Here is a 24792-nt window from a genome sequence, read left to right as displayed (position 1 = left end):
ATAATATTTACTTTATTTTACCAAGTAAAAGGAGCGAAAGCATCTTACTTGTTTCAATAAACTTCGTTAATAACAGTGTTCCAAACAAAACAATAACTGATATAATACCGACTACTGTCAATGACAGTAAGATGTTATGATCTGGGTTGAAGGAACTGGGAATCACAAAAAAATATGTAGGTAATAAAAAGAAATGAAATAAATAGATATCAATTGTTCTTGTAGCCACGTATTCAACCCATCTGTTATGCCTGTTTGCAAACCAGTATTGAAAAAAATAAAGCATTATGTTTATATATGAAAAAGCTATGACTAACCGACAAGCAGTATAACCAGTCCCCATATATACCCCTGCCATAATACCAACCAACGATATGGTAAATAACAAGTTACTTTGTTCCAATAAATTCTTTAACTTAGATATTTTATTAACAAAAATACCATAAACGAAAAATGGAACATAACGATAAAATTGTGGGATTGATAATGCGTTAGTAAATATATTATCCTGGAATAAAAATCTATAACACACTAACACTAAAATCACCCCTACAGACAAAAAAATAACTTTATTATAATTACCTAAATTACATCTCTGAAAGCATTTTTCTAAAAGACTACAAACCCAATAAAAAATATAAAGACAAAATAGTGTAAAACAAAACCAATAGCCATTATGCATAGATGACATAAAAAATGATTCAATTTCTCGCTCTTTTATAAAGGTATATAACATACCAACCATTAATGTTGGTAAAACAAGGGTTCTAAGCCTTTTAAGTACTCCTTTAACAGTAGGTATTCCTGAAAAGAAACCACTAATAAACATAAACATTGGCATGTTTACTACATCAATAAGCTTCCACATTAAATTATTAGCTTCATGAAAACTATAAAAAAAAACGTGTCCCACAATTACCATAAAGATGGACAATACTTTAAGGGCATCAAATGAATATAAGCGTGTCATTCCTAACAAATTAGACTGTTACAACTATTATGATTAAAGATTTTCAATAAGATTGCACCATTTTTCTACAATTATCTCTTTTGAAAATGTGATGGATTTTGCCATGGATGCATGAGACATTTTCTTATATTTATTCTCATCACTCATTAAGGAAACAAGTTTATCTGCATATTCTTTTTCATCAAACGGTTTTACCAAAATGCCATTAATATTGTCATCTATAATATCCGTTACCGAACTATAACTATTGAAGGCCATAGGAACAACTCCATGTTGCATAGCCTCTGTTAAAACCATACCAAAACCCTCGTATATTGATGTCATACAAAAAATTTTTGAACGTTGATAAAATAAAGCAGGATCTTGAAAACCATGGAACATAACGTGTTTTAATCCCATCTTAGCAGCCTGTATCTCCAATATAGTACGATCTTCACCATCACCAACAATATCGAGTTGCCAATCGGGAAATAAGTCCTCTACCTCATTCCATATCCTCAATAACTTATCAACACCTTTTACACAATTTCTTAAACGCCCTACAAACAATACATATTGCTGACCCGCTGTTTTCTTACACGATTCAAAAGTATTGAAGTTTGGAATTGCAAAAAGTTTTGTTCTATCGGCTTTGGGACAATAAAAACAAAAATCTTCAATAAAAGACGATGACAAAGTCACTATTCTGTCATAATTAGTATTTAAATCGCTGTATAATCTTTTTGTCAAACATACAGAGTGATAGTATTTCAACTTTAAAAACACATTATCGTAAAAAAATTGTTTTAATATGCCCCATCTAGTTTGCGTAAAATCTTTCGCAAACGCTAAATTATAATTATCTAATATAGCGCGAGTAGAATTGTGCTGAACTGCTATCAATTTTACTTTGCTTTTAAAATCCTCTCTATGCCTAAAAATTCCAAATCGACCTACTATGCCTCCCTCAGTTTGATCTATTATGCAATATATATTACGTTCTATAACCAATGTTTCCAAAAAACACCTATCATCCTTATTCCCTGGAAAATACAATATATCAGTAGGAGCATTGTATATTTTCCCAAGTCTATTTGAATATTTGCAAAGAAGAGTTACTTCATAACCGACATTTAATAAAGCTTTTGCCAACAAATCTGTAACCCGTTCCATCCCCCCTTGCTGAGGTAAAGGTTCATTAGAATTGTATAATAATATATGTTTTTTAGTTGTCATTAGCCCATTCACTCCATATTTTTAATCGATAACTATTATCTATACCATCAATCGTTTGCTTTGCATTTTCACTCATTCTTCTTAAATCAGACTCGTTTTTTGCAAGTTGCAGAACTCGTTTCGCCATCTCTTTTACATCAAATGGTGGTGTGAGCAAACCATTATATCCATTCTTTACATTAAGATCTGCATCTTTAAATGAATTCATTACTATCGGTACTACGCCTGCTGCCATAGCCTCAGTTATTACCATAGGAGTACCTTCATAATTAGATGTTAAAAGAAGAATCTTTGCGTTGGAATAATAGGGAGCTGAATCTGTTTGGCCAACAAATTCTATACGCTGTAATGCCCAATCCTGACTCATTTTTTTCAAACGCAATTCGTCGTCCCCTGAACCCACTATTACTATTCTCCAGTTTTTCAATTCATTCAGTATTAATGACCACACAGCTAATACCCTGTCTGCTCTTTTTGATGAATAATCCAATCGTCCAACAAAAATTATCAAATTTTCCTTTTTACAGAAGTCAGTTTCTGAAACATTTACCAAATTGGGATTTTGTACAGCAACTATTTTTTTAGACGGATTTATCCTCAAAAGGCTTTCCATTGAAATTTTCTGTTTGTCGGTAAGAACCACTACAGTATCGGAGTTTTCATACATATAGTGATATCTTTGACGCTTATTATGCAAAGCATTCCATTTGTTATATGGAGCTTTAATCCATTTAAGAACATTCATACAGACCTGCGCCAATGGTACTCCCTCCAATGGATAATTTAGTGTATGATAGAAGTTTTTAATGTCATCTAATACACTAAAATGAAGATGGCTTATTATTTTCACAGTGGCGGGAATATGTTCGTGCGAAAATATATAAATAGCTTCGGTACTAGCACCTTCGTTAAGAATCATATCTATCTTATTCTTTTTGATATAGTTTATAACAAAAGCGATATTAGCGGCTGTAGATGCATCATTTCCATCGGGTAAAAAAACACTTTTACGGCTTAATTTATCTTCAACAGGAATGGAAGCCATATAATTTACATTGTGTCCTACAGATAACAGATAATCAGCAATCATACACGTAACACGCTCAGTTCCTCCACGTTGCGGATTTAACTGCGGACCAAAATATATGAGGATATTCATTCGTTACGAGTAAATAAGTTTTGAAATACAACTATCCATTTTGGCCCCATAACACATACTATAAATGATTTCAATTTATCATTTATGGACAGATTCTTGTTGTGATACTTAAACCACATTCCAAAAGAAATCTGCTGAAAAAAATGTTGTTTAAAATAGATAGGCAAGTTATCAACATAATACTGCCTTATTATTGAGGTATAGCTCCATATTTGTCTTGTGTAACAATCCATTGTCATCGACCTCACAGATGAAAATGCCATGCAACACGACAAATATTTATTATAACTATTCAAAATAGAAAAGATCTTTGATATTTTTGGTACCGTTGTTGTAATGGATCCCTCCCTATATCGATAACCATAATCTCCGATGTTAGTTACTGTCATTTTACTAATAGCTGTAACCAACTGTGGTATTATGGCAATATCTTCACTAATTTCACCTTTTGGGAAACGTATATTCTCAAACACATTGCGACGGAAGACTTTGTCGCAACAACTAACATGAATCCATTGTTTCAGATATCCTGTTAACAACTCTTCTTTACCAACATAGTCTCTAAACGGATAATTGCGCTTATGTTCCTCACTAGACTTCCATTTGTAAACTAAATCAAATTGAACAGCATCTATCCTTTCATCACTCTCAAATATCTCTATTATTTTGCTATATATATCCGTTTTCAATAATACATCATCCGAATCAATAAAAGTTATATAGTCGCCATTACATCTGTCAAGTGCATAATTTCGTGCATCAGACAAACCGCCATTAGGCTTATCATAAATAGTCACACAAGTGTACTGCCGGGCAAAAGTCCTTATTACATCAAGTGAATTGTCAGTACTACCATCATTTACTGCTATTACTTCCAAGTTGGTATAATCTTGACTAACGATAGACCCTAAACACTCCTCTACAAACTCCTCCACATTATAAACAGGAACTATTACACTTAAAAGAGGTTTTACATTACAATTTTTCATATACTTTCTCCCCATTTTTTCTAATAATATATGCCGGAACTCCTGCAACTATTGTATTGGCAGGAACATCCTTTACCACAACAGCGTTGGCTCCTATAACTACATTATCCTCAACTTTCACACCACCCAGTATTTTGGCACCACATGTTACTGTTACGTTATCACCCAAAACCGGTGCTAAAGAACCCTTATATCCTATTGTCACTTGTTGATTGATGTGGCAATGTCTACCTATAGATTTTGCACAAATAATTGTCGCAAATCCATGCTGAATGAACAAACCACCACCAATAGAAGGAGTGTATATGTAAAGTGTTGATATTGGTGGAACCAAAAACTTTAATATGTTAACCAGCCCATGAACACGCCCCAATCTATAGTAAAACACAGTACGAAACTCAGGTCTATCTACAAAAAGTTTGCACATAACCCCAATATAATTACCACTAAGACCTGTTACCTCCTTGTAATGATCAATATCTTCTTCAATCAGTCTCTTCCGAGGACAGAGAAAATAAAAAAATATATGAAAAATGAATCTTAACTTTATCATAGGCCTGCTGCTTTTAAAAACTCATCAAATGATGAGAATTGTGCTTTATGAGTTTTAACATAATGTTCATAAGCTTCTTTCATCTGCCGCCTTATTGGAATCTCCGGATATTTGTCAACCTCATTTCCAGATACAAACAATGGAAACTCTTCAAAAAAATCAGAAGGAACCGGACGTCTTCCAAATCGTTCTTGAATACTACGGGCATAATCAAAAGCCTCCTCTACGCAACATTTCTTTCGTTTCTCAAAGTATTCATCAAGCGTACATATAACCTTACATGGGCATCCTGCAGCAACAGAATTGGCTGGTATTTTCCCCATTACCACACTGCCATATCCAATAATACAGTTATCCCCAATATCGCTTCCTCTAAGCACAGTTACATTTTGTCCGAACCACACATTATTACCAATCACCACTCTACCTGAATTAGGTACAAATTCTTTATATTTATTAAGAAAATTAAGAGTTGCATAATCATGAGTTAGAATAGTAAAATTCGTATGTAGAAAAGTACCTCCTCCGTGAATGGTTACCAATGAAGGTCGTGTAACATCTATCTTCAAAGTTTCAGGACTAAAAAGAAATACATCATCATCAATCTGCACACCTTTTTCACGTAATGTTCGAATCAGCATCTTGGGATTTTGCTTAATGGATTCGATGGCTACTTGCTTCTGCAATAAACGCCTAAACACTATGGCATAGGTCTTTAATTTGTTAAATAGTTGCATTATAAAGAGCTTTTTCTAGAAATTTCAATGATTCATTTCTGAATCTCTCTATCTTATCAGATATTTCAGAAGTATAAGAAAGATCTTTATTATCGTCCACAGGCTCAGAATATATTTGTTTAAAACGTTCTGCTCCCAACAAATCCAACAAATCTGTCACGCGTGAATCCCGTCCTATTCTGTCATCCACAACAGATATGAATGGAACTTTGAAATTCAATGAGAATATAGTCCCATGAAATGATGATGTTACCACAAAAGATGCATTGGCAAAATAACGTATAAAATCAACAGGAGATGCTGTATTAACCACCGTTGCACCATTTTTCCTCATATATTGGTCTATTTTACCATTCAAAACTATTATTCTACCTCCATACTGATGATGGCATTTTTTAATAATTTCAAAAATTTGCGGATATGGATTATAAGTATAATCAAGTACGTAAACAATAAAATACTTACTACTGTCACTTACATTTAATTGCTTCAACCATTGTTCTTTTGTTAAAAGCATTGTAGGATCACATACCAATGAAATTGTTTTTCCTGTAATTTTGGAAAGCAAACCAATAGTAGTTTTCTCTCTCACTGAAATTGAGGAATATTTCCCAAGTTCTGTTCTATAATACTCAACAAATTGTTCTGGAATTTCGGCAACTGCCATACTGGCAGCAAAAGAGATACGCGGATTTCCATTACGTGCAAACCCACACATAAACGTTGTATCATATCCTATATATGATGGATTCCATACTTGATCGCTACCTGTGAGATAAACATCATATAGGGGTGTGTTTTTGTCTATTTGATACCTATTCTTATAACTATTTTTTGAAATTTTGAGATGATCACTTATAAATTTTAAGAACTTTCCACGACGTATATCTTCATCTGTTGGTTTGGAAGCACGCAATCGCCTTTTTATAGCATCAATAATACGTGACTTTAGAGGCAATATAACAGGCTGCCCATCACTTTGCTCCAAATACATAAAATGTTCAGAATTGGGAAATTTGTAGTCTATAATCTCTGAACTATATCCCAAATTACCCACTGTTTGCTGAAGAGCATACGTTTGTAAGACCGAGCCAAAATTAAGCACTCGGTGCATTGTTATTATACCAACAGTTATATTTCGTTTATTCATTTTTTTAAAAGAGTTCGAATATAAAAAACAGGAATGAGCAATTGAGGAACCAATCGATTAATCATATCAATACATTTTATACTTAATGGGGTACGAAGCAAAAACAAATCAATATAATAAAGGTAAGTCTTTTTAGGTGATTTTTTCATTTGTCCTTCTGTTACCACCTCATATGGTTCTTCAACTAATTCAATAGAAGTCATTTCATTAAGGATTCGATCTCCCTTTGGGGTTAAAGCCAAAACTCCATTAACACCTGTATTATTTTTCTCATATTTTGTTCCCCACAAGTCACCTATGCGAATATCAGATGCTGAGGATGCCATTTTGTATTTACAATGAGAGTAACAAGCCTTCCCCAAACAATTATTAAGTAGAAACATCTTGTAAAACAGATCTCCTTTACTAAGATTAGACTCATATTGCATTGGAAAATTACTGCCAGTTGCTTCTATATTCTCGGCCATTATTACCCACGAATCGTGCCAACCATATTTTTTACTTCTCCAAGAGACATTACTTGGTTTTCCAATTTGTCTCTGAATACCTTTAAGATACTTACGCCACATTAAATTTGATGGCACTCCATGACAGAAAAAATCCATAAGAATGAAGTTATCCTCAATTCTTAAACGACGAATATATCTACGGATAGAATCTATTTGACAAGGAGTTCCAGTTATAAAATATTTTGATTTGCGATCTAATTTACGAAACCCCTCAATTGTAAAGCTCTGAAGATACTTAGAGCATTTACTCTCTTGTAATTCAAAAACAGTATTTGCAATATAATGTTCTACTATACCTTTTTTAGCATTGTATCTGGCACAGCAGGCTTTGTATCCATTTTCCACCAAGTACTTTGCTAGTTCATAACCTATACCACCCGATGAACATGTGTGTGTCACCTCGGGATTCTGACTCCAACCAGCATACGATTTAACTTCAAACTCATCTGTTTTAATAACATCATTGGAATTATAAGCACATACGTCAAGACACAATCCACATGATGTACATTTATCCATTTCTATTATGTACGGACTATAGAATCCATTTCTATTCAAGCGAATATTTATTATGTTCTGTGGACATACTTTGGAACACACGCCACATCCATAACAAAAGTACATCTCTGATATATTATTTTTTTTATTCATGCGTTATGAAATTTATTTATGAACTTCATAATGTATTCCTTGATCCACATACGTTCTCTACCATTTAATCCAAATATATAAATTGAAAGAATAACACAAAAGACAGATCCCGGAACTAATACAAAGAATCTCAACAATGAAGGAGACCAAAAATGAGCTATTATCAATGGAACTATCCATGAAAATATTGATACTTTTAAGCATGGAATCAGCACTTCAGTTATAAATACTCTCCATTGATAAGTTGTCAAAGCCGAAAGTGCCTTAAATCTAAGTACTATAGTACTAAAATATATTATTATAAATATTGGATACGAAAACCATACAGGAAAACCTAATTTATAACATACCCATGTCAAAGGAAATACTAAAGAAGTGAAAATTGTTACATCTATGGCATAACGCTTTATATTTCCTGTTGCCTGTATGAGTTTTAATAAAGTATTGCTTGATTGTAACGCAAGTGACTCGAACATTGAAAGTTGTACAAACAACACTACCATTGGAGGTACCTCAACTAACCATAAATGCAACAAAGTATCAGTCTCTATACAAACAGGCACTAAAAAGATGAACATGAGATACCATGTATATTTTGCCCCCTTATTTACTATTGAATAACAATAATCATAGTTACCCGCCGCATAAGATTTTGTTATTTGGGGACTAAATGCTGTTGTGAAATTAGACACAAAACCTTGTATAGCTCCATTCACAGTTGTAGCAATACCTCTTGTTGCATTAAATGCCACACCAAAGAATATGTTAATAAGCATATTAACTCCTTGAGTATTTAGCATCCAAGTTGTATTACTAAGAAGATTCCAACCAGAATATCCCGCCATTTCCTTAAACAATTTTCCATCTATTCTCCATTGATATTTCACCTCTTCAAACTTTCTGAAACAGAATATGGCATATATTATATTAGTGAGTATAGATGCACTTGTCCAAAGAATTGAGAATAAAATAAGCCTGTCCCCCCCATAATTACGTATCAGAAAACATACTCCCAATTTTATCGCTACTTCCAAAATACTCATATAAGCATAAACATCCATATGCTCATGGGCTATAATTAAAGAATTGAAAGGTACAGATACTAATATAACAAATGTAGAAACAATGGAACACTGTAATACCCAATTTGCAGCATATATACGCCCCTCAGGAATGTCTGCTGCTGTATTGAGAAACCACACACCTACTATTTCAAGAACAACAACAGCTATAATACCCATTACAATCTGTACGTTAGTAACAGTAGCAAAAACATTTCTCATCTTTTCCAACACACCTTCACCAAGAGAATAGGTAAGATAGCGACTAGATGAAGCAGCCATAGTACCTGTTATTAGTGCAGAAAAGCTTACAATTCCTCCAACGACATTATTAATACCATAATTATCAACGCCCAACGCATTGAGCATTACCCGACTAGTGTACAACCCCACAACCATCGTAATGAATGTACGGATGTATAGTAGCATCGTATTTTTAGCTATTCGTTTATTATTCGCTGAGGTATCTGACATTAAAAAAGCAAAGCATATTAGAATGTAACAAACTATTTACCTCTTTCTCCACACCATCTTATTAACCACACCAGTGTAGCTTTGAATAATCTTCACCACCTTGTTGGCAACATCCTCAACATACACAGGTACAGGTATCCCGTTATCACCCTCGGCATTCATAGCAATGGCAGTATCAACAGCCTGAAGGAGAGATTTTTCGTCTATGCCCGCAAGGATAAAACCAGCCTTGTCCAACGATTCGGGACGTTCGGTACTGGTGCGGATACAGACTGCCGGAAAAGGATGTCCCACACTGGTGAAGAAACTGCTTTCCTCGGGCAGGGTACCCGAATCACTGATTACAGCAGCAGCATTCATCTGCAGGCAGTTGTAGTCATGAAAACCGAGAGGTTCGTGGCGAATTACACGTTTATCCAACTGGAACCCGCTCTTCTCGATACGGTTGCGTGAACGGGGATGACAGCTATAAAGAATAGGCATGTCATACTTTTCAGCTATGGCATTGATAGCATTGAACAGTGAAAGAAAATTCTCCTCTGTATCTATGTTCTCCTCGCGATGAGCACTGAGCAGGATGTATTTGCCCTTCTCCAAACCGAGACGTTGATGAATGTCGCTGGCTTCTATGTCAGCAAGATTGGCATGCAATACCTCAGCCATGGGACTACCGGTAACATAGGTGCGTTCTTTGGGAAGACCGCACTCGTGAAGGTATCTTCTTGCATGCTCGCTGTATGCCAGATTCACATCACTGATGATATCGACAATACGTCGGTTGGTCTCCTCAGGCAAACATTCATCCTTACAACGGTTACCTGCCTCCATGTGGAAGATGGGAATATGAAGACGTTTTGCTGCGATAGCACTCAAACAAGAGTTGGTATCACCCAGGATGAGTAACGCATCAGGCTTGATTACATTCATTAATTTGTAGGAGCAGTTGATAATATTACCAACTGTTGAACCCAAGTCGTCACCTACGGCATCCATATAAACCTCAGGGTCGGCTAATTTCAAATCCTTGAAAAATACCCCGTTGAGGTTATAGTCATAGTTCTGACCGGTATGCGCCAAAACTGTATCAAAGTATTTGCGACACTTGGTGATAACTGCCGCAAGACGAATAATCTCAGGCCTTGTACCTACTATGATAAGAAGTTTCAGTTTGCCGTTATCCGCAAACTTTACGTCACTATAATCTGTTTTAATATCTGCCATAATGTATTTATTCTACGGGTAAGAAATAAGTGTCCGGACAATTGGAGTCAAATGCCTCGTTGGCCCACATGAGTGTCACCAGTTCACAAGTATCAGAGAGGTTTATGATATTGTGAGTATAGCCGGGCAACATGTGTACAGCTTCTATCTTATCACCGCTAACCTCAAAGTTCAACACTTCGTCAGTATCTATCCGGCGTTGCTGAATAAGAGCCCTGCCCGATACGACAATAAAGAACTCCCATTTTGTATGATGCCAATGCTGCCCCTTGGTAATACCGGGTTTACTGATGTTCACACTAAACTGGCCGCAGTTAACTGTCTTCAACAACTCGGTGAAACTGCCACGGTCATCCACGTTCATCTTCAACGGAAAGATTACCTTTTCTTTGGGTAAATAGCTAAGGAAGGTACTGTAAAGCTTCTTGGCGAATGAATTCTCGGGAATCTCGGGCATTACCAATGTTTGGGGCTGCGCCTTAAAGGATTCGAGTAACGAAACGATTTCACCAAGGGTTGCTTTGTGGGTGACAGGCACAGCACAGTAGCGCCCGTCAGCATTAAGGACAGTCTCCACACCGTCAAACTCACAATGATGTTCTTCACCTTGCAAAGCATTTATCATTTCTTTTACAAGGTCATCGATATAAAGAAGTTCAAGCTCTACACCGGGATCATTAACCTGTATGGCAAGGTCGTTGGCGATGTTGTTGCAGAATGTGGCAACCGCACTGTTATAATTGGGACGACACCATTTGCCAAAGAGATTCGGGAAACGATATACCAATACTCTGGCACCTGTTTCTCTACCATATTCAAAGAACAGTTCCTCACCCGCCAACTTGCTCTTACCGTAATCGCTGGTACCATAACGGCCAATCAGGGTTGCCTGGATGCTACTTGACAACATCACGGGGCAAGTGTTCTTGTGAGTCTTCAAACAGTCGAGCAATATTGATGCAAAGCCGAAGTTGCCGCTCATAAACTCGCTATTCTCCTTAGGGCGGTTTACACCTGCCAAATTGAAAACGAAGTCACAGTCAGAACAATAGGCATCCAATTCCTCCAGATTACTGTCTATATCATATTCATAAACAGCATCAATAACAAGACCGCCATAACAGCGGGCCTTTCCTTCCTTTATATTGTTGAGCTCGGCACAAAGATTTTTTCCTACGAAACCTTTGGCACCTGTTACAAGTATCTTCATTATTCGGAACGAATTTCTTTTGACTTTGCACGCTCTATTAAACCGAGATCTTCCTGGATGAAACGCAAGCGCATAAGCTGTTCCTTCATCCCCTCAATATCCAGACGTGCGGTATTGTGCGAGTGGTAATCCTCAATTGCTGAAACTTTCTCATTACCCTCCACAAAGAACTTGTCATAGTTGAGGTCACGACTGTCGCAAGGAATACGGTAGTAGTTGCCGCAATCAATAGCTTTTGCCATTTCCTCACGAGTAACCAAAGTCTCATAGAGTTTCTCACCGTGACGAGTCCCAATGACCTTAACCTCGGTTTCACCGTATTTAGGATCAATCCTGGAATAAATCTGCTTCAAAGCTTCGGCAAGCACATCCAATGTGGCGGCAGGAGCCTTCTGTACGAAAAGGTCACCATTATGACCATGGGTAAAGGCATAGATTACGAGATCTACCGCATCATCCAAAGTCATCATGAAACGGGTCATATTGGGATCTGTAATAGTTATGGATTTACCCAACATGATTTGTTCCACCCACAAAGGAATAACCGAACCACGTGATGCCATTACATTACCATAACGGGTACAACAGATAGTCGTCTGAGCACCTTCACCTAATTCCCGTCCCTTCGCAATAGCTACCTTTTCCATCAAAGCTTTGGAGATCCCCATGGCATTGATGGGATAAGCCGCCTTGTCAGTAGAAAGAACGACTACATTCTTTACGCCGTGGTCAATGGCTGAAAGTAGCACATTGCTTGTACCCATCACATTGGTCATGGCCGCTTCCATAGGGAAGAATTCGCAGGAAGGCACCTGTTTCAAAGCGGCGGCTGCAAACACATAGTCCACCCCACGCATCGCAACATCAACAGACTCACGGTTACGAACATTTCCAATATAAAACTTTACCTTTGATGCCTGTTCAGGATGCTGTGCCTGAAGATGGTGACGCATATCATCCTGTTTCTTTTCATCACGTGAAAAAATACGGATTTCCTTTATATCACTTGTGAGAAAACGACGGAGTACGGCATTACCGAATGAGCCTGTACCACCTGTGATTAACAGGACTTTGTCTTTAAACACTGACATATCTTTGATATTATTATTGATTAATTAGCCTTGTCTTTTTACTTTATGTTCCCCATACCCGTAGCCATAACCATAACGTTTACCATAGCCATAATACTTGCCATATTTACCATAACCATAGTAATAGCCGTATTTCTTCTTCTGAAGATCCAAACCATTGATGGCAATACAGAGATTAGGCAATTTATTATTTTCAGCGAGTTCATTGATCAAAGTAAACTCAGCCTTACGGGTGTAATCAGCACGGCATACATAAACAGATAAATCCGCTACACGTCCTATGAGCAAAGTATCTGTCACCATACCTACAGGAGCAGTATCCAATATCACATAGTCAAAATTCTTCTTCAGTATTTCAACAGCCTTCTCCAATCCGTCACGAGCCAACAACTCTGTCGGATTAGGCGGAACGGTTCCACCGGGAAGAATATATAAGTTCTTGTTTATATCAGAAGCCTGTACCAAATCCATCAGATTCGTTGTCGGATTAGTCAAAAACTGGGTAATACCATGCTCCTTTTTAGGGATATTAAATACTTTATTCAACCCCGGTTTACGAATATCAAGACCAACTATTACAACTTTCTTCCCTAATAAGGAAAGACTGATAGCCAAATTGGCGGATATAAAGGACTTGCCTTCACCACTAATGGTAGAAGTCACCAAAATTACATTCTTGCCATTTTCAAGCATAAACTGAAGATTGGTACGGACATTACGGAAAGTCTCGCTCATTAAATTATTCTGATTCTCAAATACAGCAATAGAACCGTTTTTCTCATCGGCTAACGGGACATCACCGATAACAGGGAGCGAAGTCAGTTTTTCAATATCTGCACGGCCTTCTATTTTAAATTTGGTCAGACCAATCAGATAAATGATACCTACCGGAATACCTATTCCGAATACCAAAGCCGCAAGATAAATCGTCATCCGCTTTGGGGAAATCGGAGCACCGTCTGCCTGTGCCTCGTCAATAATCTTGGCATTATTGGCTATGGCAGCTAGTACAATGGCATTCTCCTCACGCTTCTGAAGCAACATGAGGTAAAGCCCTGCCTTGATTTCCTGTTGGCGAGCAATACTCACAAACTGACGTTCCTGAGTGGGCGCGTCACTAATACGACGGGAATAACGACTCGCTTCACGGGCCAAATCAGCCCTAGTAATCTCAAGACCTTTCAGCGTTGCATCCAAGGTGGTTTGTATATTACCACGCATCGCACGGATACTGGCATTAAGATTTACAATTGCTGGATTACTTTCCGTTGATGTACGCAACAGACGGTTACGCTCAGCCACCATTTCATTATACCGGTCAATTGCACCTGCTACACCAGCATCCTGTAAACCGACATTTGCAGGCAACACCTCATATTCAGTACCTTGCAGATATCTTTGCAGGTCCGTGACAAGATTAATCTGAGTCTGATTTTCCACACGTTTCTTCTCATATTCCGCATTGCCGGTCAAGGCTATCTGGGCTTCACTTGTCAAATCCGTAATACCTGCGCTACGCTTAAAATTCTCCAAATCCCGCTCTGTACTACCTAGTTCTTTTGAGATGATACCTATACGTTCGTCGATAAACTCTGCCGTTCTCTGAGCCACCTCATTCTTGTCATTGTTGGCATTGATATTATACATTTCAAGCAACTTGTCTATATAGTCCTTACCACGTTGGGTACTGGAATTTTTAAGTGAAACGGTCACTACGGTAGTAGCTTTCGAAGTAGGAGTTATTAACAAGGAACCAGCGTATCCCTTCGCAACAGAAAAAGGTCTGTTAATATAAGCAGTAATATGACGTTCTTTTGTTACACTCTCCGGACGAAGTGATGACAAGGTATCATTATTTGCAAAAAAAGCAACCGTACCTTCATCGGTAGGGAGTACGGCAGGCAATTTCTCAAAACGTTTCCGGTACTCCTTTTTTCCAACCCAGATCTGTACATCCATCACGCCGGAAGGTTGCAAGGACATACCTACTTCCATTGTATGAGGAAGTTTATCCGCTTCCTGTGGAGTCAGGCTTACCAGAACTGGAGAAGTACGATACAGTTCCTTTTTTGGAAACCTGTCTTCGTCCATATAAGTCACGAACAATCCAAGAGAGCTGACCACCTCTCTCGCCAATGTCCTTGAACTTAGTACTTCAATCTCATTTTCTATATTACTTGATGAAGAGACAAAGCCGTTCATCCCCATCTTTTCCAGTTCGGAAGACATATTCGCACCACCACCTTTCTTTTCATCCTTGATCAGGACTGTGGCAGAAACATTATATACAGGTGTTGTCAGATGTAGATACCCCCATGCAACAGCAACACAAACTATTACTGAAACAACGAACCACGGCCAATGAATCAGATAACGGAAAAGGATTTCCTGAATATTGATCTGTTCTTCGGATTGTATCTTCGTTCTTTCTTTTCTTTCCTCAATCATATGATGTTATTATCTGAAGATTGTTACTAATAAACTCGCTAATGAAATCAAGATAGATGTAGCGGAGAACCAAATACTCGTACTGCTACTGATATCCGAATTACGAGCCTTCGCTTTGTTCGGAGTCACATATACAATATCGTTCTGCTGCAACCAATAGTAAGGAGAAAGAAGAGTTTCGGCCTTATTCAAATCCAATGTTATAATCTGTTGTTTACCGTCAGCACCTTCACGAATCAGTTTTACATTGTCACGAATTCCATAAATAGTCATGTCACCCGCCATGGCCAAGGCCTCCAACAGATTCACTTTTTCATTGCTGATAGTAAATGTACCAGGACTAGCGACTTCTCCTAACACGGAGATTTTATAGTTGACCATACGGGCGGTAACAAGCGGTGTTTCTTTGATATAAGGTTTCAGTTTCTCCACTATCATTTGCTCCACCTCCTTTTTGGTCAGCCCCCCAACTTTCAATATCCCCAATACAGGAAAATTGATATTACCCTCATTATCTACCAGATAAGTCTGTTGGGAGGATTGAGAAGTTCCCTGTGAGTTCCCGGAAGTCAAACCAACGGAACCAACCACTCCCAGGTTGAAAGGAGCTGCCAATTCAGGGTTCGTACATGACACCATGATAGTAAGCTGATCCTTAGGCATTATCCTGGCATCATACAGAGTTTCCTGTTGGGCAACCTGTCCCACAACTTCAGAGTCCTGCAGATAGGGGACTTTCTTGTATGACTGGCAGGAAGCAAGCAGAAAGAGTACAAACAGGCAGGAAAGTATTCCACCGACTTTTTTCTGCATACTTGCAGCAATGCAAAATGAATTGTTCATAATATATTCTAGTTTATTGTTCTTTATCCAATACCTCAAATCGCGGAGAATTCTTTGATTTGAACTCAGGAACCACTTTCTTCATCAGTCTGACCGTATCCATGATCTTAACCGCACGGGAAAGTCTCTCAAACTCTGTGTACGTATCAAGGATATCGGCATACTCATACCGACGGACTTTAGCTATCATAATCTTCTTGTTCTCAGTCGGAAGCGTATTTTCCTTATCACTCAATACTTCCTCATAAAGCTTCTCACCAGGGCGTAAGCCTGTGAATTCAATCTTGATATCCTCTCCCGGACGATAACCCGCCAGTTCAATCATACGGGTAGCCAAGTCGACTATTTTCACAGCCTTCCCCATCTCAAAGACAAAAATCTCATTACCCTCTCCCATCGTAGCAGCTTCCATTACCAAACGGCATGCCTCAGGAATGGTCATGAAGAAGCGGATGATATCAGGATGAGTAACTGTGACAGGACCGCCATTCTCAATCTGTTCTCTAAAGCGAGGAATAACTGAACCGTTACTACCCAATACATTACCGAAACGGGTAGTGATGAATTTGGTATTGCCTTTAACCTTTCCCTCACGGATGGCACATCCCAGACTCTGTACATAGATTTCCGCCAGACGTTTGGAACAGCCCATCACATTGGTAGGATTCACGGCTTTATCGGTAGAGACCATGATCATTTTTTCCGCACCATACTCCACAGCCATATCAGCTACCTGACGGGAACCTGTGACATTGACCAGTACGGCTTCGCAAGGATTCTCTTCCATCAATGGGACATGCTTGTAAGCGGCGGCATGAAAGACAATTTGCGGATGATAGAGATCGAATACCATGCGTACACGTTCTTTCACACGCACATCGCCAATCACCGGAATAAAATCTATGGCTGGATATTTTTTCTCAAATTCAAGACGGACATTATGCAAAGGAGTCTCGGCAGAGTCAAACATGATGAGTTTCTGAATACCCATCTGTACAAGCTGACGGCAAAGTTCACTACCGATACTACCTGCCGCACCGGTTACCAACACAACTTTTCCCCGGAACTCTTCGGCGACCTGACGAAGATTGATGTTTATTTCAGCACGACCCAGCAAGTCTTCAATCTTAATGGGACGTATCCACTGATGGAAATTACCGTCGGAATCCGCCTCACTAATAGTGGGAGCAATCAGAGTTTTAAGAGCATTGCTTTTACAATACTCCAAAAGACGGTTTTCCTCCAGACGGGTATCCTCATAACGGGCAAACAGAATACCCTTAATACCACGCTTACGTATTATATAGTCAACATCCGATTCATTTTCAAAATAATAAATAGGAAGATCCGCCAAGTGGCGACGGCTGTTGTTTTTGCCATAAACATAAAAGCCTGCGACCTTATAATGTGCACTGTCACGGAGACGCAACTTCAAGGCCACACTCTCCTCGTCAACACCATAAATAAGGATACGTGTATTCTTCTTATTTACCCAATCCAACAAAAAATCGTAAGTGATGATAAGTGAAACACGAAAGACCGTCAGCGCAGCCAGCGTCAACAAACCGTCAAACAGAAGGTAGGAGACTTTATAATTATCAAGTAGCTGTGTGTCGGATATAATCCAGAAAGAAATCACGGACAAACATCCTATCTTGAATAATACAGCGCACATAATACGCCAAAGCTCGCGTGCCTGAGAAAAACGGATGGTATTGCGATAGGTGTGAAACAATAAGGCTCCGGCAACACTTGCCACCAAAGAAACGCCGACAAACTGACAAAGCATCCAGTCGCTCATCGGAACATGCGCCATATAATGAATGACAGCATAAGCGACCAATGAACATAAGACAGATACCACCGTATCAATACCCAAAATGATCCAATAACTCAAATAGTTCTTACGAGCGTATTGAGCTATACCCCTTAATGTTTTTTCCATTATAGTATAAACGAATAAATTATATTTCAAATTGACTGATTTGATCGATAATTATCACCTTCTGATAGTTACGCACACTTCTACACTGCATCTTTCAAAAGATACAATTTATCAATACTTTCATGGATTTTTATTTATTCGAGAGGTCACCGGTATATGTATCTGATTTTTCATCACCGATGTCTGATAGACTGTCTGCTAGATTTCGCAAACTTTCATTACATTCTTGTAGTAGAATCCCCATACCCCCATAAAATAAACAGATGATTAATCGTGTAATTCCCCTTTTTCTGATACCGGCTCAACACATCCAACCGGTATATCCACGCATGCACACCCTAACATTGTCAATCGGACAGCAACCTTTGATTTCCCATTCACATTTACCAGTTCCCCTTCCAGTCCTGCTAATGGTCCTTTGATAACCCGTATCTTCTCTCCCGGTGCCAATGGCGATGTGCTCATACTAATCGTCTCATCCGAATAGTCGAGCATAAATTTGAATCGCAACATTTGCTGGTCAGGAATGATAGCCGGAGTACTCTCCCCACGTAGTACCATATAACGGCTGATTGCGGATAAGGTTAAAACTTCTTTTTGTTCATGTAAATCAACGTGAACGAAAATCATCATCGGAATTAATACCCGGTCAACAACTTTACGGCGATCGCTCCATTGATGTACTTCCTGTTGAATCGGAAGGAAGTTTTCAATCCCCATTTTTGTGAGACGCTCACTCGTTTTTTTCTCGTGACAGATGCGCACAATTGCCACTAACCAACGTTTAGAGCGTGCTACGCCGCTGCCAATCACATTTGTTGGCAGAGTTTTTCGGTCGTCATTTTTGTTAATGATCATGTATTTTAGCCTTCATTTCTCCGTTGCTTCTTCGGTAACGGAATGAATTTGGTTGCAAATATAGGCAAAATTATAAATAGTAAACAAGAAAAAACGTTTTCTTTTTACTCACAAATCCAAATATGTGGTTAAATTACTTTTCTACACAACGAACAAAGCAGGCGTCCTTACCTCCACTTGTCCCCCAGCTACCCATAGGATAAAAATCGAATGTAAAATAATTGAAGTCCCAACCGACATTGTCCGTCGTTGTACCATTTATTTTATTCTGCCCGGTCTTGCCATACCAATATATCGCACCCGGACGCATATAGATGTCATAAAACAATGGACAGTCATTGACACCATTAGGATAAAGGTCACTTGCATCATTTGAGCTAAAGTACGTATTCCTACTTGCAGCATATCTTAAAATTCCCTTGTACTGATTTTCGGCCAATTCACCTCGAGAATCTTTTCGATGCCCATAACCGGAAGCACCTATCGGAAAGAAAAGATTTTTTCCTGTTTGTTCGTTATAGACAAAACATCCTCTCATTCCACGTGCCTTTGAGGTTGTGTAATCGTAACCGTACACATCATTAAGGTCATCTGCAACTTCTTTCGCTCCATCTCCATATAGCACTCCGTATCCCTGTTTTATAATATCACTATCAAACAATGCCTGATAATCTGAGGCACTGGCAACCCTCCAACCGGTTTTAGGCTCTGTAAAATCTGCGTTTTTGGCTATATCACTCCACTTCTTCTTTTCACCACTTCCGGCTATTGTAAAAAAGCCATCTGCCGGATATGAGTTGTTAAAATCTTCCGGTAGTACATTCACCCAATATTCCTTGGGATTCTTATTATTCAGCGCATCAATAGGATAATCCCAATTACCACGCCCGAACAGAGAGCCTTCGTCCAGCGGAGATTCAGCTTCTTCCGTTTTTGTCCTCATGTTCTTGGTGTGCCATCTCGTTCCGCCTGCTATCAGGTTGTCCGGACTATCACCCTGCCGTACAAATATCAGATGATAACAAGTATAGTTGTGATATTCGACCCTTATAATAGCATAACGGGAAGTATTGGCACCACACGTTCCATCAAAATTGACATTAAAATCAATCTCGGAACCTGTTTTTCCATATACGGTATCTTTTATACATTCGGACATTCCACTGCCTTTGTCAAGGTTGACAACTTGGCCTGCACTACCATCGCTGTTACAATACCTTACAACATATGCTTTCCACGGTCCTTCTGACACAAATGTTTCAAATTTGGTTGCATTCTCCTTTGGTAAACGTTTCAGCACCACATGAAACGGATCACTCTTTCCGCTACTACGAAATATGCCTTTGGGATTGACAATACGACGTACTTGATAAATGGTTACCATATTTTCAAACGTTTTTTCCAGACCTTTCAGCTTGGTCGTAATCTTGACTTCCGCCTTCCGATGGTATGCGACATAAGGATTGTTACCCGTATAAGCCGTTTCTTTTATCAATTGCTTGGCACGTGTATACATAGGTATAAAGACATTGTATGTATTCGCTTCGGTAGGATGTTGTTCCACACGGTATGTGTCTTTCGAATCGGAATCTGCTGTGATATGTTCGCCTACACTCATATCCGTATATGTACGCTCTCCTCTTTTAGGAACTTTCTCATAATGATCCTTATTAGAATCTACAGTTACCGAAGAGGTCGTTTTAGGAATAACCAGATCGACAGTCTTATGTAATGAAAGAAAACCATTCCACTGATTCTCATTCGACTTGTCCATTTTAGAATAATATATCGAGTCATTGGCATTATACGGAGCCCAGCGATTATCCATAATTTCCGCCTTTATGTATTCAATTTCACGCCCACCTGTATTTACTTTAATTGGATACATCATTGAGTGATTATACAAGTATGATATGAAATAGGGTTCCGGAGTTACAACACCCGGTTCCGGCTCCACATACTCGATATGCCAGTCTACATCGTTGGCAAAATTATTGAATCCGAGTGTCAGTTTGTAATGGCAGTTACGCTTGGCATTATAATCTTTGAAAATATCCTGCCCAAGCATGAACCGGTACTTGATAGGACCGTTTCCAATTCTTTCTGAATTGATGGAGACGTAATAAGCGTCTACTTCTACATATGTGCCATATGGTTTGTCATCCTTAAGCTTATAGCCGGGGTCTCCCGGCATCCCCGGAGCGTCAAGCCCGTCTTTTCCATCAGCATCCTGCCGCTTGTCCTTACCTTCCCCCTGTATATTCTCATAAAAGTATACAGCGACAGAGTCTTCATGATGCGAACCATAATGGGGATTTCCCCGCGTGATACGCGGGCCATTATATTCGTGGTCGTAATCCGTAGGCAAGTCTCCTTTATAGTATTTTATTTCTTCACCGTCCAACAAAGTTTTGCTCAGTCCGTATCCTTCCGCACCTACATTATTATCTTCCCCCAGATAACATTGTGACGGAATATCTTTTATCCGTACCGATTTAAGGTATACAAAAACGCCTTCTTTCAGGCGACTGCCGTCATAAGCGATCGTAAGTTTCGAAGCAGCCCGGCGCAACCACGAATGCAGGTAGATGCTCGGTCTGTTGATGGTAAGAGGTTCGTTTTCCGGCTGATCTTTCTTGGTCGACGTGAAATATCCAAGCATCTGACTGTTCTTGCCGACTTCACCGGAAACATTATGCCAGGTAAGCGGTATACGCTTTAACCCCTCTTTGGTCTTGATATAATCGGAATACTTGATAAGAAGATCGGGGATATTGGCAACAGCATAAATATAGTATCTACCAAAAGGTATTTCTTTCAATTTGAAAGTGACACGTGGAGTCTGTGTCTCTGCTGATACATTGTTATCTGCGTCTGTATCCACACGTTTCTCATCAGTGATTTCATAGTCTAGAATCTGACGGCTTTGATTCTCCACAAGGTTTCCACTTTCATCATACAACAAGACATAGATCGTCTCTATTTCCTTAATCGCATCTCCCGCCGCTCTTGTGCTTTGCGTAAGCCCTGAAGCCATAGGACGGAAATCCACGGTAACAGACACCGTGCTTTTACCCTCCCCGACGGATTCCGGTCTTTCAAACCAGTCGTCCACACAACTTGCCACACTGAAGACAAGTACCAACAGAGATGTATATACTATATCGCGTCTCATCATCTTATCGTATTATCATTCTTTTTTATTTGTTTTTGCCATTTCATTTATAATCCGAAATCCGGTTTAAGGATAACCTCACTATAAGGTATCACATCTACTTTTACCCCTTCCTCCCAAAATGTGACGTCAACCAATATGTATGTGTTGCGGAAAAGGGCTCTCAGATTAGGGAAAGACCGGGTAAACGATACTTTTTTCTCCTCTGAGGTTCCGGCTTCCCCTTCAGGAGTTTTTTCTGTCAGATGAAGGGTCATCATATAGGCTTGCTCTCCATATTCTTGTGCTCCATCTTTGAGATTCTTACTTTCCGGAAGATAAAACACGGGGAATATTTTTTCACCGGGAGTGGGAGCTTCATTCACGTGATATGTGAGACCGGGAACCAGAGTCGGGGAACGAACGACAACTTCCTCGTGAATCTGTGCGGAAGGAATATCGTAATCCTGTATCCACCCTCTCCTATCCGCCAACGTCACATCCTCCGGATGATTTTGCGACTCATCCGCCACTTTTTTCAGCCAGTCGATCCAAAAGAACGGCTCACCCTCAAAAAGCATTTCCTTTTCCTTTTTATGAGGTATCAGATACGTTTTTCCGACTATTCCGGAAATACCGATTGCATCCACACTGACAGCATTTTCACGTTCGTTCGTGAGACGGAAAGTAAATTTGGTAGCGGCACGAACCAAATAGAACTGCCGCTCTACCAAACTCTCCGCATTGACCGGGACATCATACACCGAGCTCATAGGAATGGGGTTCTTATAATCGGGGGTGAAATACAATTCGTCCACAATGCTCCGGAATGTATTATCGCCTGCTGTCAATGTTTCCAATTTTCCGTGAAGCTCGGAAGATACGCTTTCTTCGTTAGCTATCAGGTATATTTTCTTTGTTTCATTCCGTGTCACCTTTAGTATCCTGAAACATTCGGTTTGAGGGGAGTTACCAAAATCGACATGAACGTTATGCTCCACACTGCCGTCCGCATGAAGGACAATAATGCGTAACGTGTACATATATTCGACAGGGCTATCCGCAGGGATATCGGCCGCACGGGTTTTGTCAAGAAGAGCGGTATGCAGGATGAGCGTAGCGGTGGGATCGTCCGGCTGTACTTCGTCCGTATAGCCACTTGTTCCGCTGCTACATGCTGTCAACAACAATGCCCAACTGACAAATGCCGCCATCCATTCCATATGTCGCAGCATTTTTTTCACTCTATATCTACATTAGAACGTACCACTTTCCACGAAAGGATTTGTATCACTGTACTCACCCATTTATTGTCTTCATCAAGGAAGAATGTCATATTATATTCATCTGCCCGATCGAGAAATTCCTGTTCGGACATACTCCTGTTACATTCGCCTCTTACCAACAAAGCGTAGTCAATGACCGGAATGGAAACAACTAGCTTTCCCTCAGTAGTCCGAATTGTCAACATCGGACGTGGATACTGGCTCCAGTCCCTCTTCACCAGCCTGCTTACCGTAAGTTCTGCTACGGCAGCTTTGACTGTTGTTATAACACGTTTCCCGGCTCCGGGCATTACATCCGCACCGGCTTTTGTCGGTATATCAACACCTGCTTCACCCGAATAGGTGGACCAGGCACGATAGGTAATCGGCTCATCATTGATCAATGAATTATCATGTGCCATCCAACCGTTCCGATCTTCGATGCTAAAGACAAAGTCGTCAGCGTTTATATCTTCTCCGGAAAGGTGCTGAAGTACCACGCGAAATATATTCGTATCTTTCGTCAGCGGCATGACATATGTATACTCACCCCCGTCATCATTTACAGGCAGACTGACATCGAGAGTGCCATGAAACAACGGATGCAAGTCTTGCTTGGAACAAGTGATACGTTTTTGCGCACCTGTGGCTACATCTGTCTCCATATCATATTGCCGTTTCAACTTGCAGTGCAAATCTTCCAGGTGGCATCCATGCGACACGTCGGGTAAAGTGAAGGATTCTTCATTGTCAAGTCCGCACCACGCAACAAGATGATAGTCACCCGGAGCAAGGTCGATAGGCATGACATATTCTTCTGATGCAAGAACACTACCTTGTTCGGCGGACTGCCATACCAATTCACCGTCCGGGGTGAACGCGTAAAGTCTGACGGACTTTACTTCGTGAGCAAAGGCGTCGGCAAATTTCAGGTTCATGTCATAACGGAATTTCAGTCGGTAGCGCACGGAGCAGTCACCTTCGTCGTTATAAATCATACCGTCACACGACACGAACAGGAAGGCACTCGCTATGATTGCCAATACTGTTATTCCCCAATATTTGATATAAGACAGTGTATTCATTATCATCTATCATTTCTTAATTAATGATTATATATAGTCTGCGGAACGAAACCGCAGTGGAAATTTCTGATTAAGTGGAAACCCGGAATCTTCTTCGGGATTTCAAAACGGCATCTCTCTTTGCGCCGATACCTAAACGCTTTCTTTACATTAAAAAGATGGCGGAATGCTTTCCCGACGGGAAGCGCCCCGCCATCAGGATTA

19 protein-coding genes are annotated in these 24792 nt (G+C 39.5%); all 19 read right to left on the bottom strand.

Annotated features, from left to right (window positions below; translation table 11 throughout):
- Positions 1-7: 7 nt before the first annotated feature.
- The 19 genes from AB5443_RS08125 to AB5443_RS08035 all read right to left on the bottom strand — a co-directional run bounded on the left by AB5443_RS08125 (position 8) and on the right by AB5443_RS08035 (position 24588).
- A complete protein-coding gene (locus tag AB5443_RS08125) occupies positions 8-970 on the bottom strand; it encodes an acyltransferase (RefSeq protein ID WP_277131324.1) in 963 nt (320 codons plus the stop codon).
- Between the two features lie 33 nt (positions 971-1003).
- Complete coding sequence (locus AB5443_RS08120; protein WP_277131326.1) at positions 1004-2185, bottom strand: glycosyltransferase; 1182 nt, start codon at positions 2183-2185, stop codon at positions 1004-1006.
- Entirely contained in the window at positions 2175-3344 is a 1170-nt protein-coding gene (locus AB5443_RS08115; protein WP_277131328.1) for a glycosyltransferase, read from the bottom strand. Before AB5443_RS08115 ends, AB5443_RS08120 begins: the two co-directional genes overlap by 11 nt.
- Entirely contained in the window at positions 3341-4333 is a 993-nt protein-coding gene (locus tag AB5443_RS08110; protein ID WP_277131330.1) for a glycosyltransferase, read from the bottom strand. Before AB5443_RS08110 ends, AB5443_RS08115 begins: the two co-directional genes overlap by 4 nt.
- Positions 4320-4886, bottom strand: coding sequence for a serine O-acetyltransferase (locus AB5443_RS08105; protein WP_277131333.1), 567 nt, complete (start codon positions 4884-4886; stop codon positions 4320-4322). Before AB5443_RS08105 ends, AB5443_RS08110 begins: the two co-directional genes overlap by 14 nt.
- Positions 4883-5623 carry an acyltransferase gene (locus AB5443_RS08100; protein WP_279187284.1) on the bottom strand — a complete coding sequence of 247 codons (741 nt, stop codon included), beginning with the start codon at positions 5621-5623 and terminating at the stop codon, positions 4883-4885. The genes AB5443_RS08105 and AB5443_RS08100 overlap by 4 nt, the downstream gene beginning before the upstream one ends.
- Positions 5610-6773 carry a polysaccharide pyruvyl transferase family protein gene (locus AB5443_RS08095; protein ID WP_277131339.1) on the bottom strand — a complete coding sequence of 388 codons (1164 nt, stop codon included), beginning with the start codon at positions 6771-6773 and terminating at the stop codon, positions 5610-5612. Before AB5443_RS08095 ends, AB5443_RS08100 begins: the two co-directional genes overlap by 14 nt.
- The gene (locus AB5443_RS08090; protein WP_277131343.1) at positions 6770-7933 is read right to left on the bottom strand and encodes a Coenzyme F420 hydrogenase/dehydrogenase, beta subunit C-terminal domain; all 1164 of its coding nucleotides are present in this window, start codon (positions 7931-7933) and stop codon (positions 6770-6772) included. The genes AB5443_RS08095 and AB5443_RS08090 overlap by 4 nt, the downstream gene beginning before the upstream one ends.
- Complete coding sequence (locus AB5443_RS08085) at positions 7930-9363, bottom strand: hypothetical protein (RefSeq protein ID WP_277131345.1); 1434 nt, start codon at positions 9361-9363, stop codon at positions 7930-7932. The genes AB5443_RS08090 and AB5443_RS08085 overlap by 4 nt, the downstream gene beginning before the upstream one ends.
- Positions 9364-9504: 141 nt before the next feature.
- Positions 9505-10689, bottom strand: a complete 1185-nt coding sequence (locus AB5443_RS08080; RefSeq protein ID WP_277131348.1) for a UDP-N-acetyl glucosamine 2-epimerase — start codon at positions 10687-10689, stop codon at positions 9505-9507.
- A 7-nt stretch (positions 10690-10696) separates the two neighbouring features.
- Positions 10697-11899, bottom strand: coding sequence for a capsular polysaccharide biosynthesis protein CapF (locus tag AB5443_RS08075; protein ID WP_277131350.1), 1203 nt, complete (start codon positions 11897-11899; stop codon positions 10697-10699).
- Positions 11899-12990: a polysaccharide biosynthesis protein gene (locus AB5443_RS08070; protein ID WP_044654156.1), complete on the bottom strand. Its 1092-nt coding sequence runs from the start codon at positions 12988-12990 to the stop codon at positions 11899-11901. Before AB5443_RS08070 ends, AB5443_RS08075 begins: the two co-directional genes overlap by 1 nt.
- 24 nt (positions 12991-13014) lie before the next feature.
- Positions 13015-15438, bottom strand: a complete 2424-nt coding sequence (locus tag AB5443_RS08065; RefSeq protein WP_277131354.1) for a polysaccharide biosynthesis tyrosine autokinase — start codon at positions 15436-15438, stop codon at positions 13015-13017.
- Positions 15439-15447: 9 nt separating this feature from the next.
- Positions 15448-16281 carry a polysaccharide biosynthesis/export family protein gene (locus AB5443_RS08060; protein WP_044656586.1) on the bottom strand — a complete coding sequence of 278 codons (834 nt, stop codon included), beginning with the start codon at positions 16279-16281 and terminating at the stop codon, positions 15448-15450.
- A gap of 13 nt (positions 16282-16294) precedes the next feature.
- Positions 16295-18226 carry a nucleoside-diphosphate sugar epimerase/dehydratase gene (locus AB5443_RS08055; protein WP_277131357.1) on the bottom strand — a complete coding sequence of 644 codons (1932 nt, stop codon included), beginning with the start codon at positions 18224-18226 and terminating at the stop codon, positions 16295-16297.
- A gap of 267 nt (positions 18227-18493) precedes the next feature.
- Complete coding sequence (locus AB5443_RS08050; RefSeq protein WP_195663926.1) at positions 18494-19084, bottom strand: UpxY family transcription antiterminator; 591 nt, start codon at positions 19082-19084, stop codon at positions 18494-18496.
- A gap of 133 nt (positions 19085-19217) precedes the next feature.
- The gene (locus AB5443_RS08045) at positions 19218-22259 is read right to left on the bottom strand and encodes a hypothetical protein (RefSeq protein ID WP_277131360.1); all 3042 of its coding nucleotides are present in this window, start codon (positions 22257-22259) and stop codon (positions 19218-19220) included.
- Positions 22260-22306: 47 nt separating this feature from the next.
- Positions 22307-23461, bottom strand: a complete 1155-nt coding sequence (locus tag AB5443_RS08040) for a hypothetical protein (protein WP_368119602.1) — start codon at positions 23459-23461, stop codon at positions 22307-22309.
- Between the two features lie 17 nt (positions 23462-23478).
- The gene (locus tag AB5443_RS08035) at positions 23479-24588 is read right to left on the bottom strand and encodes a FimB/Mfa2 family fimbrial subunit (protein ID WP_368114179.1); all 1110 of its coding nucleotides are present in this window, start codon (positions 24586-24588) and stop codon (positions 23479-23481) included.
- Positions 24589-24792 lie beyond the last annotated feature (204 nt).

Origin of the sequence: Bacteroides sp. RTP21281st1_H5_RTP21281_210402 (assembly GCF_040918965.1) — a bacterium.
Taxonomy (GTDB): Bacteria; Bacteroidota; Bacteroidia; order Bacteroidales; family Bacteroidaceae; genus Bacteroides; species Bacteroides congonensis.
Note: the sequence above shows the minus strand (reverse complement) of the source record. Positions and strands in the feature narration are given on the sequence as shown.

Coding starts and splice junctions, on each gene's coding strand:
- AB5443_RS08125 (WP_277131324.1), bottom strand. CDS start 970: ATGACACGCTTATATTCATTTGATGCCCTTAAAGTATTGTCCATCTTT.
- AB5443_RS08100 (WP_279187284.1), bottom strand. CDS start 5,623: ATGCAACTATTTAACAAATTAAAGACCTATGCCATAGTGTTTAGGCGT.
- AB5443_RS08115 (WP_277131328.1), bottom strand. CDS start 3,344: ATGAATATCCTCATATATTTTGGTCCGCAGTTAAATCCGCAACGTGGA.
- AB5443_RS08075 (WP_277131350.1), bottom strand. CDS start 11,899: ATGAAGATACTTGTAACAGGTGCCAAAGGTTTCGTAGGAAAAAATCTT.
- AB5443_RS08120 (WP_277131326.1), bottom strand. CDS start 2,185: ATGACAACTAAAAAACATATATTATTATACAATTCTAATGAACCTTTA.
- AB5443_RS08080 (WP_277131348.1), bottom strand. CDS start 10,689: ATGGCAGATATTAAAACAGATTATAGTGACGTAAAGTTTGCGGATAAC.
- AB5443_RS08065 (WP_277131354.1), bottom strand. CDS start 15,438: ATGATTGAGGAAAGAAAAGAAAGAACGAAGATACAATCCGAAGAACAG.
- AB5443_RS08040 (WP_368119602.1), bottom strand. CDS start 23,461: ATGGAATGGATGGCGGCATTTGTCAGTTGGGCATTGTTGTTGACAGCA.
- AB5443_RS08095 (WP_277131339.1), bottom strand. CDS start 6,773: ATGAATAAACGAAATATAACTGTTGGTATAATAACAATGCACCGAGTG.
- AB5443_RS08085 (WP_277131345.1), bottom strand. CDS start 9,363: ATGCTCAATGCGTTGGGCGTTGATAATTATGGTATTAATAATGTCGTT.
- AB5443_RS08050 (WP_195663926.1), bottom strand. CDS start 19,084: ATGATCATTAACAAAAATGACGACCGAAAAACTCTGCCAACAAATGTG.
- AB5443_RS08105 (WP_277131333.1), bottom strand. CDS start 4,886: ATGATAAAGTTAAGATTCATTTTTCATATATTTTTTTATTTTCTCTGT.
- AB5443_RS08110 (WP_277131330.1), bottom strand. CDS start 4,333: ATGAAAAATTGTAATGTAAAACCTCTTTTAAGTGTAATAGTTCCTGTT.
- AB5443_RS08055 (WP_277131357.1), bottom strand. CDS start 18,226: ATGGAAAAAACATTAAGGGGTATAGCTCAATACGCTCGTAAGAACTAT.
- AB5443_RS08070 (WP_044654156.1), bottom strand. CDS start 12,990: ATGTCAGTGTTTAAAGACAAAGTCCTGTTAATCACAGGTGGTACAGGC.
- AB5443_RS08035 (WP_368114179.1), bottom strand. CDS start 24,588: ATGAATACACTGTCTTATATCAAATATTGGGGAATAACAGTATTGGCA.
- AB5443_RS08045 (WP_277131360.1), bottom strand. CDS start 22,259: ATGAGACGCGATATAGTATATACATCTCTGTTGGTACTTGTCTTCAGT.
- AB5443_RS08090 (WP_277131343.1), bottom strand. CDS start 7,933: ATGAATAAAAAAAATAATATATCAGAGATGTACTTTTGTTATGGATGT.
- AB5443_RS08060 (WP_044656586.1), bottom strand. CDS start 16,281: ATGAACAATTCATTTTGCATTGCTGCAAGTATGCAGAAAAAAGTCGGT.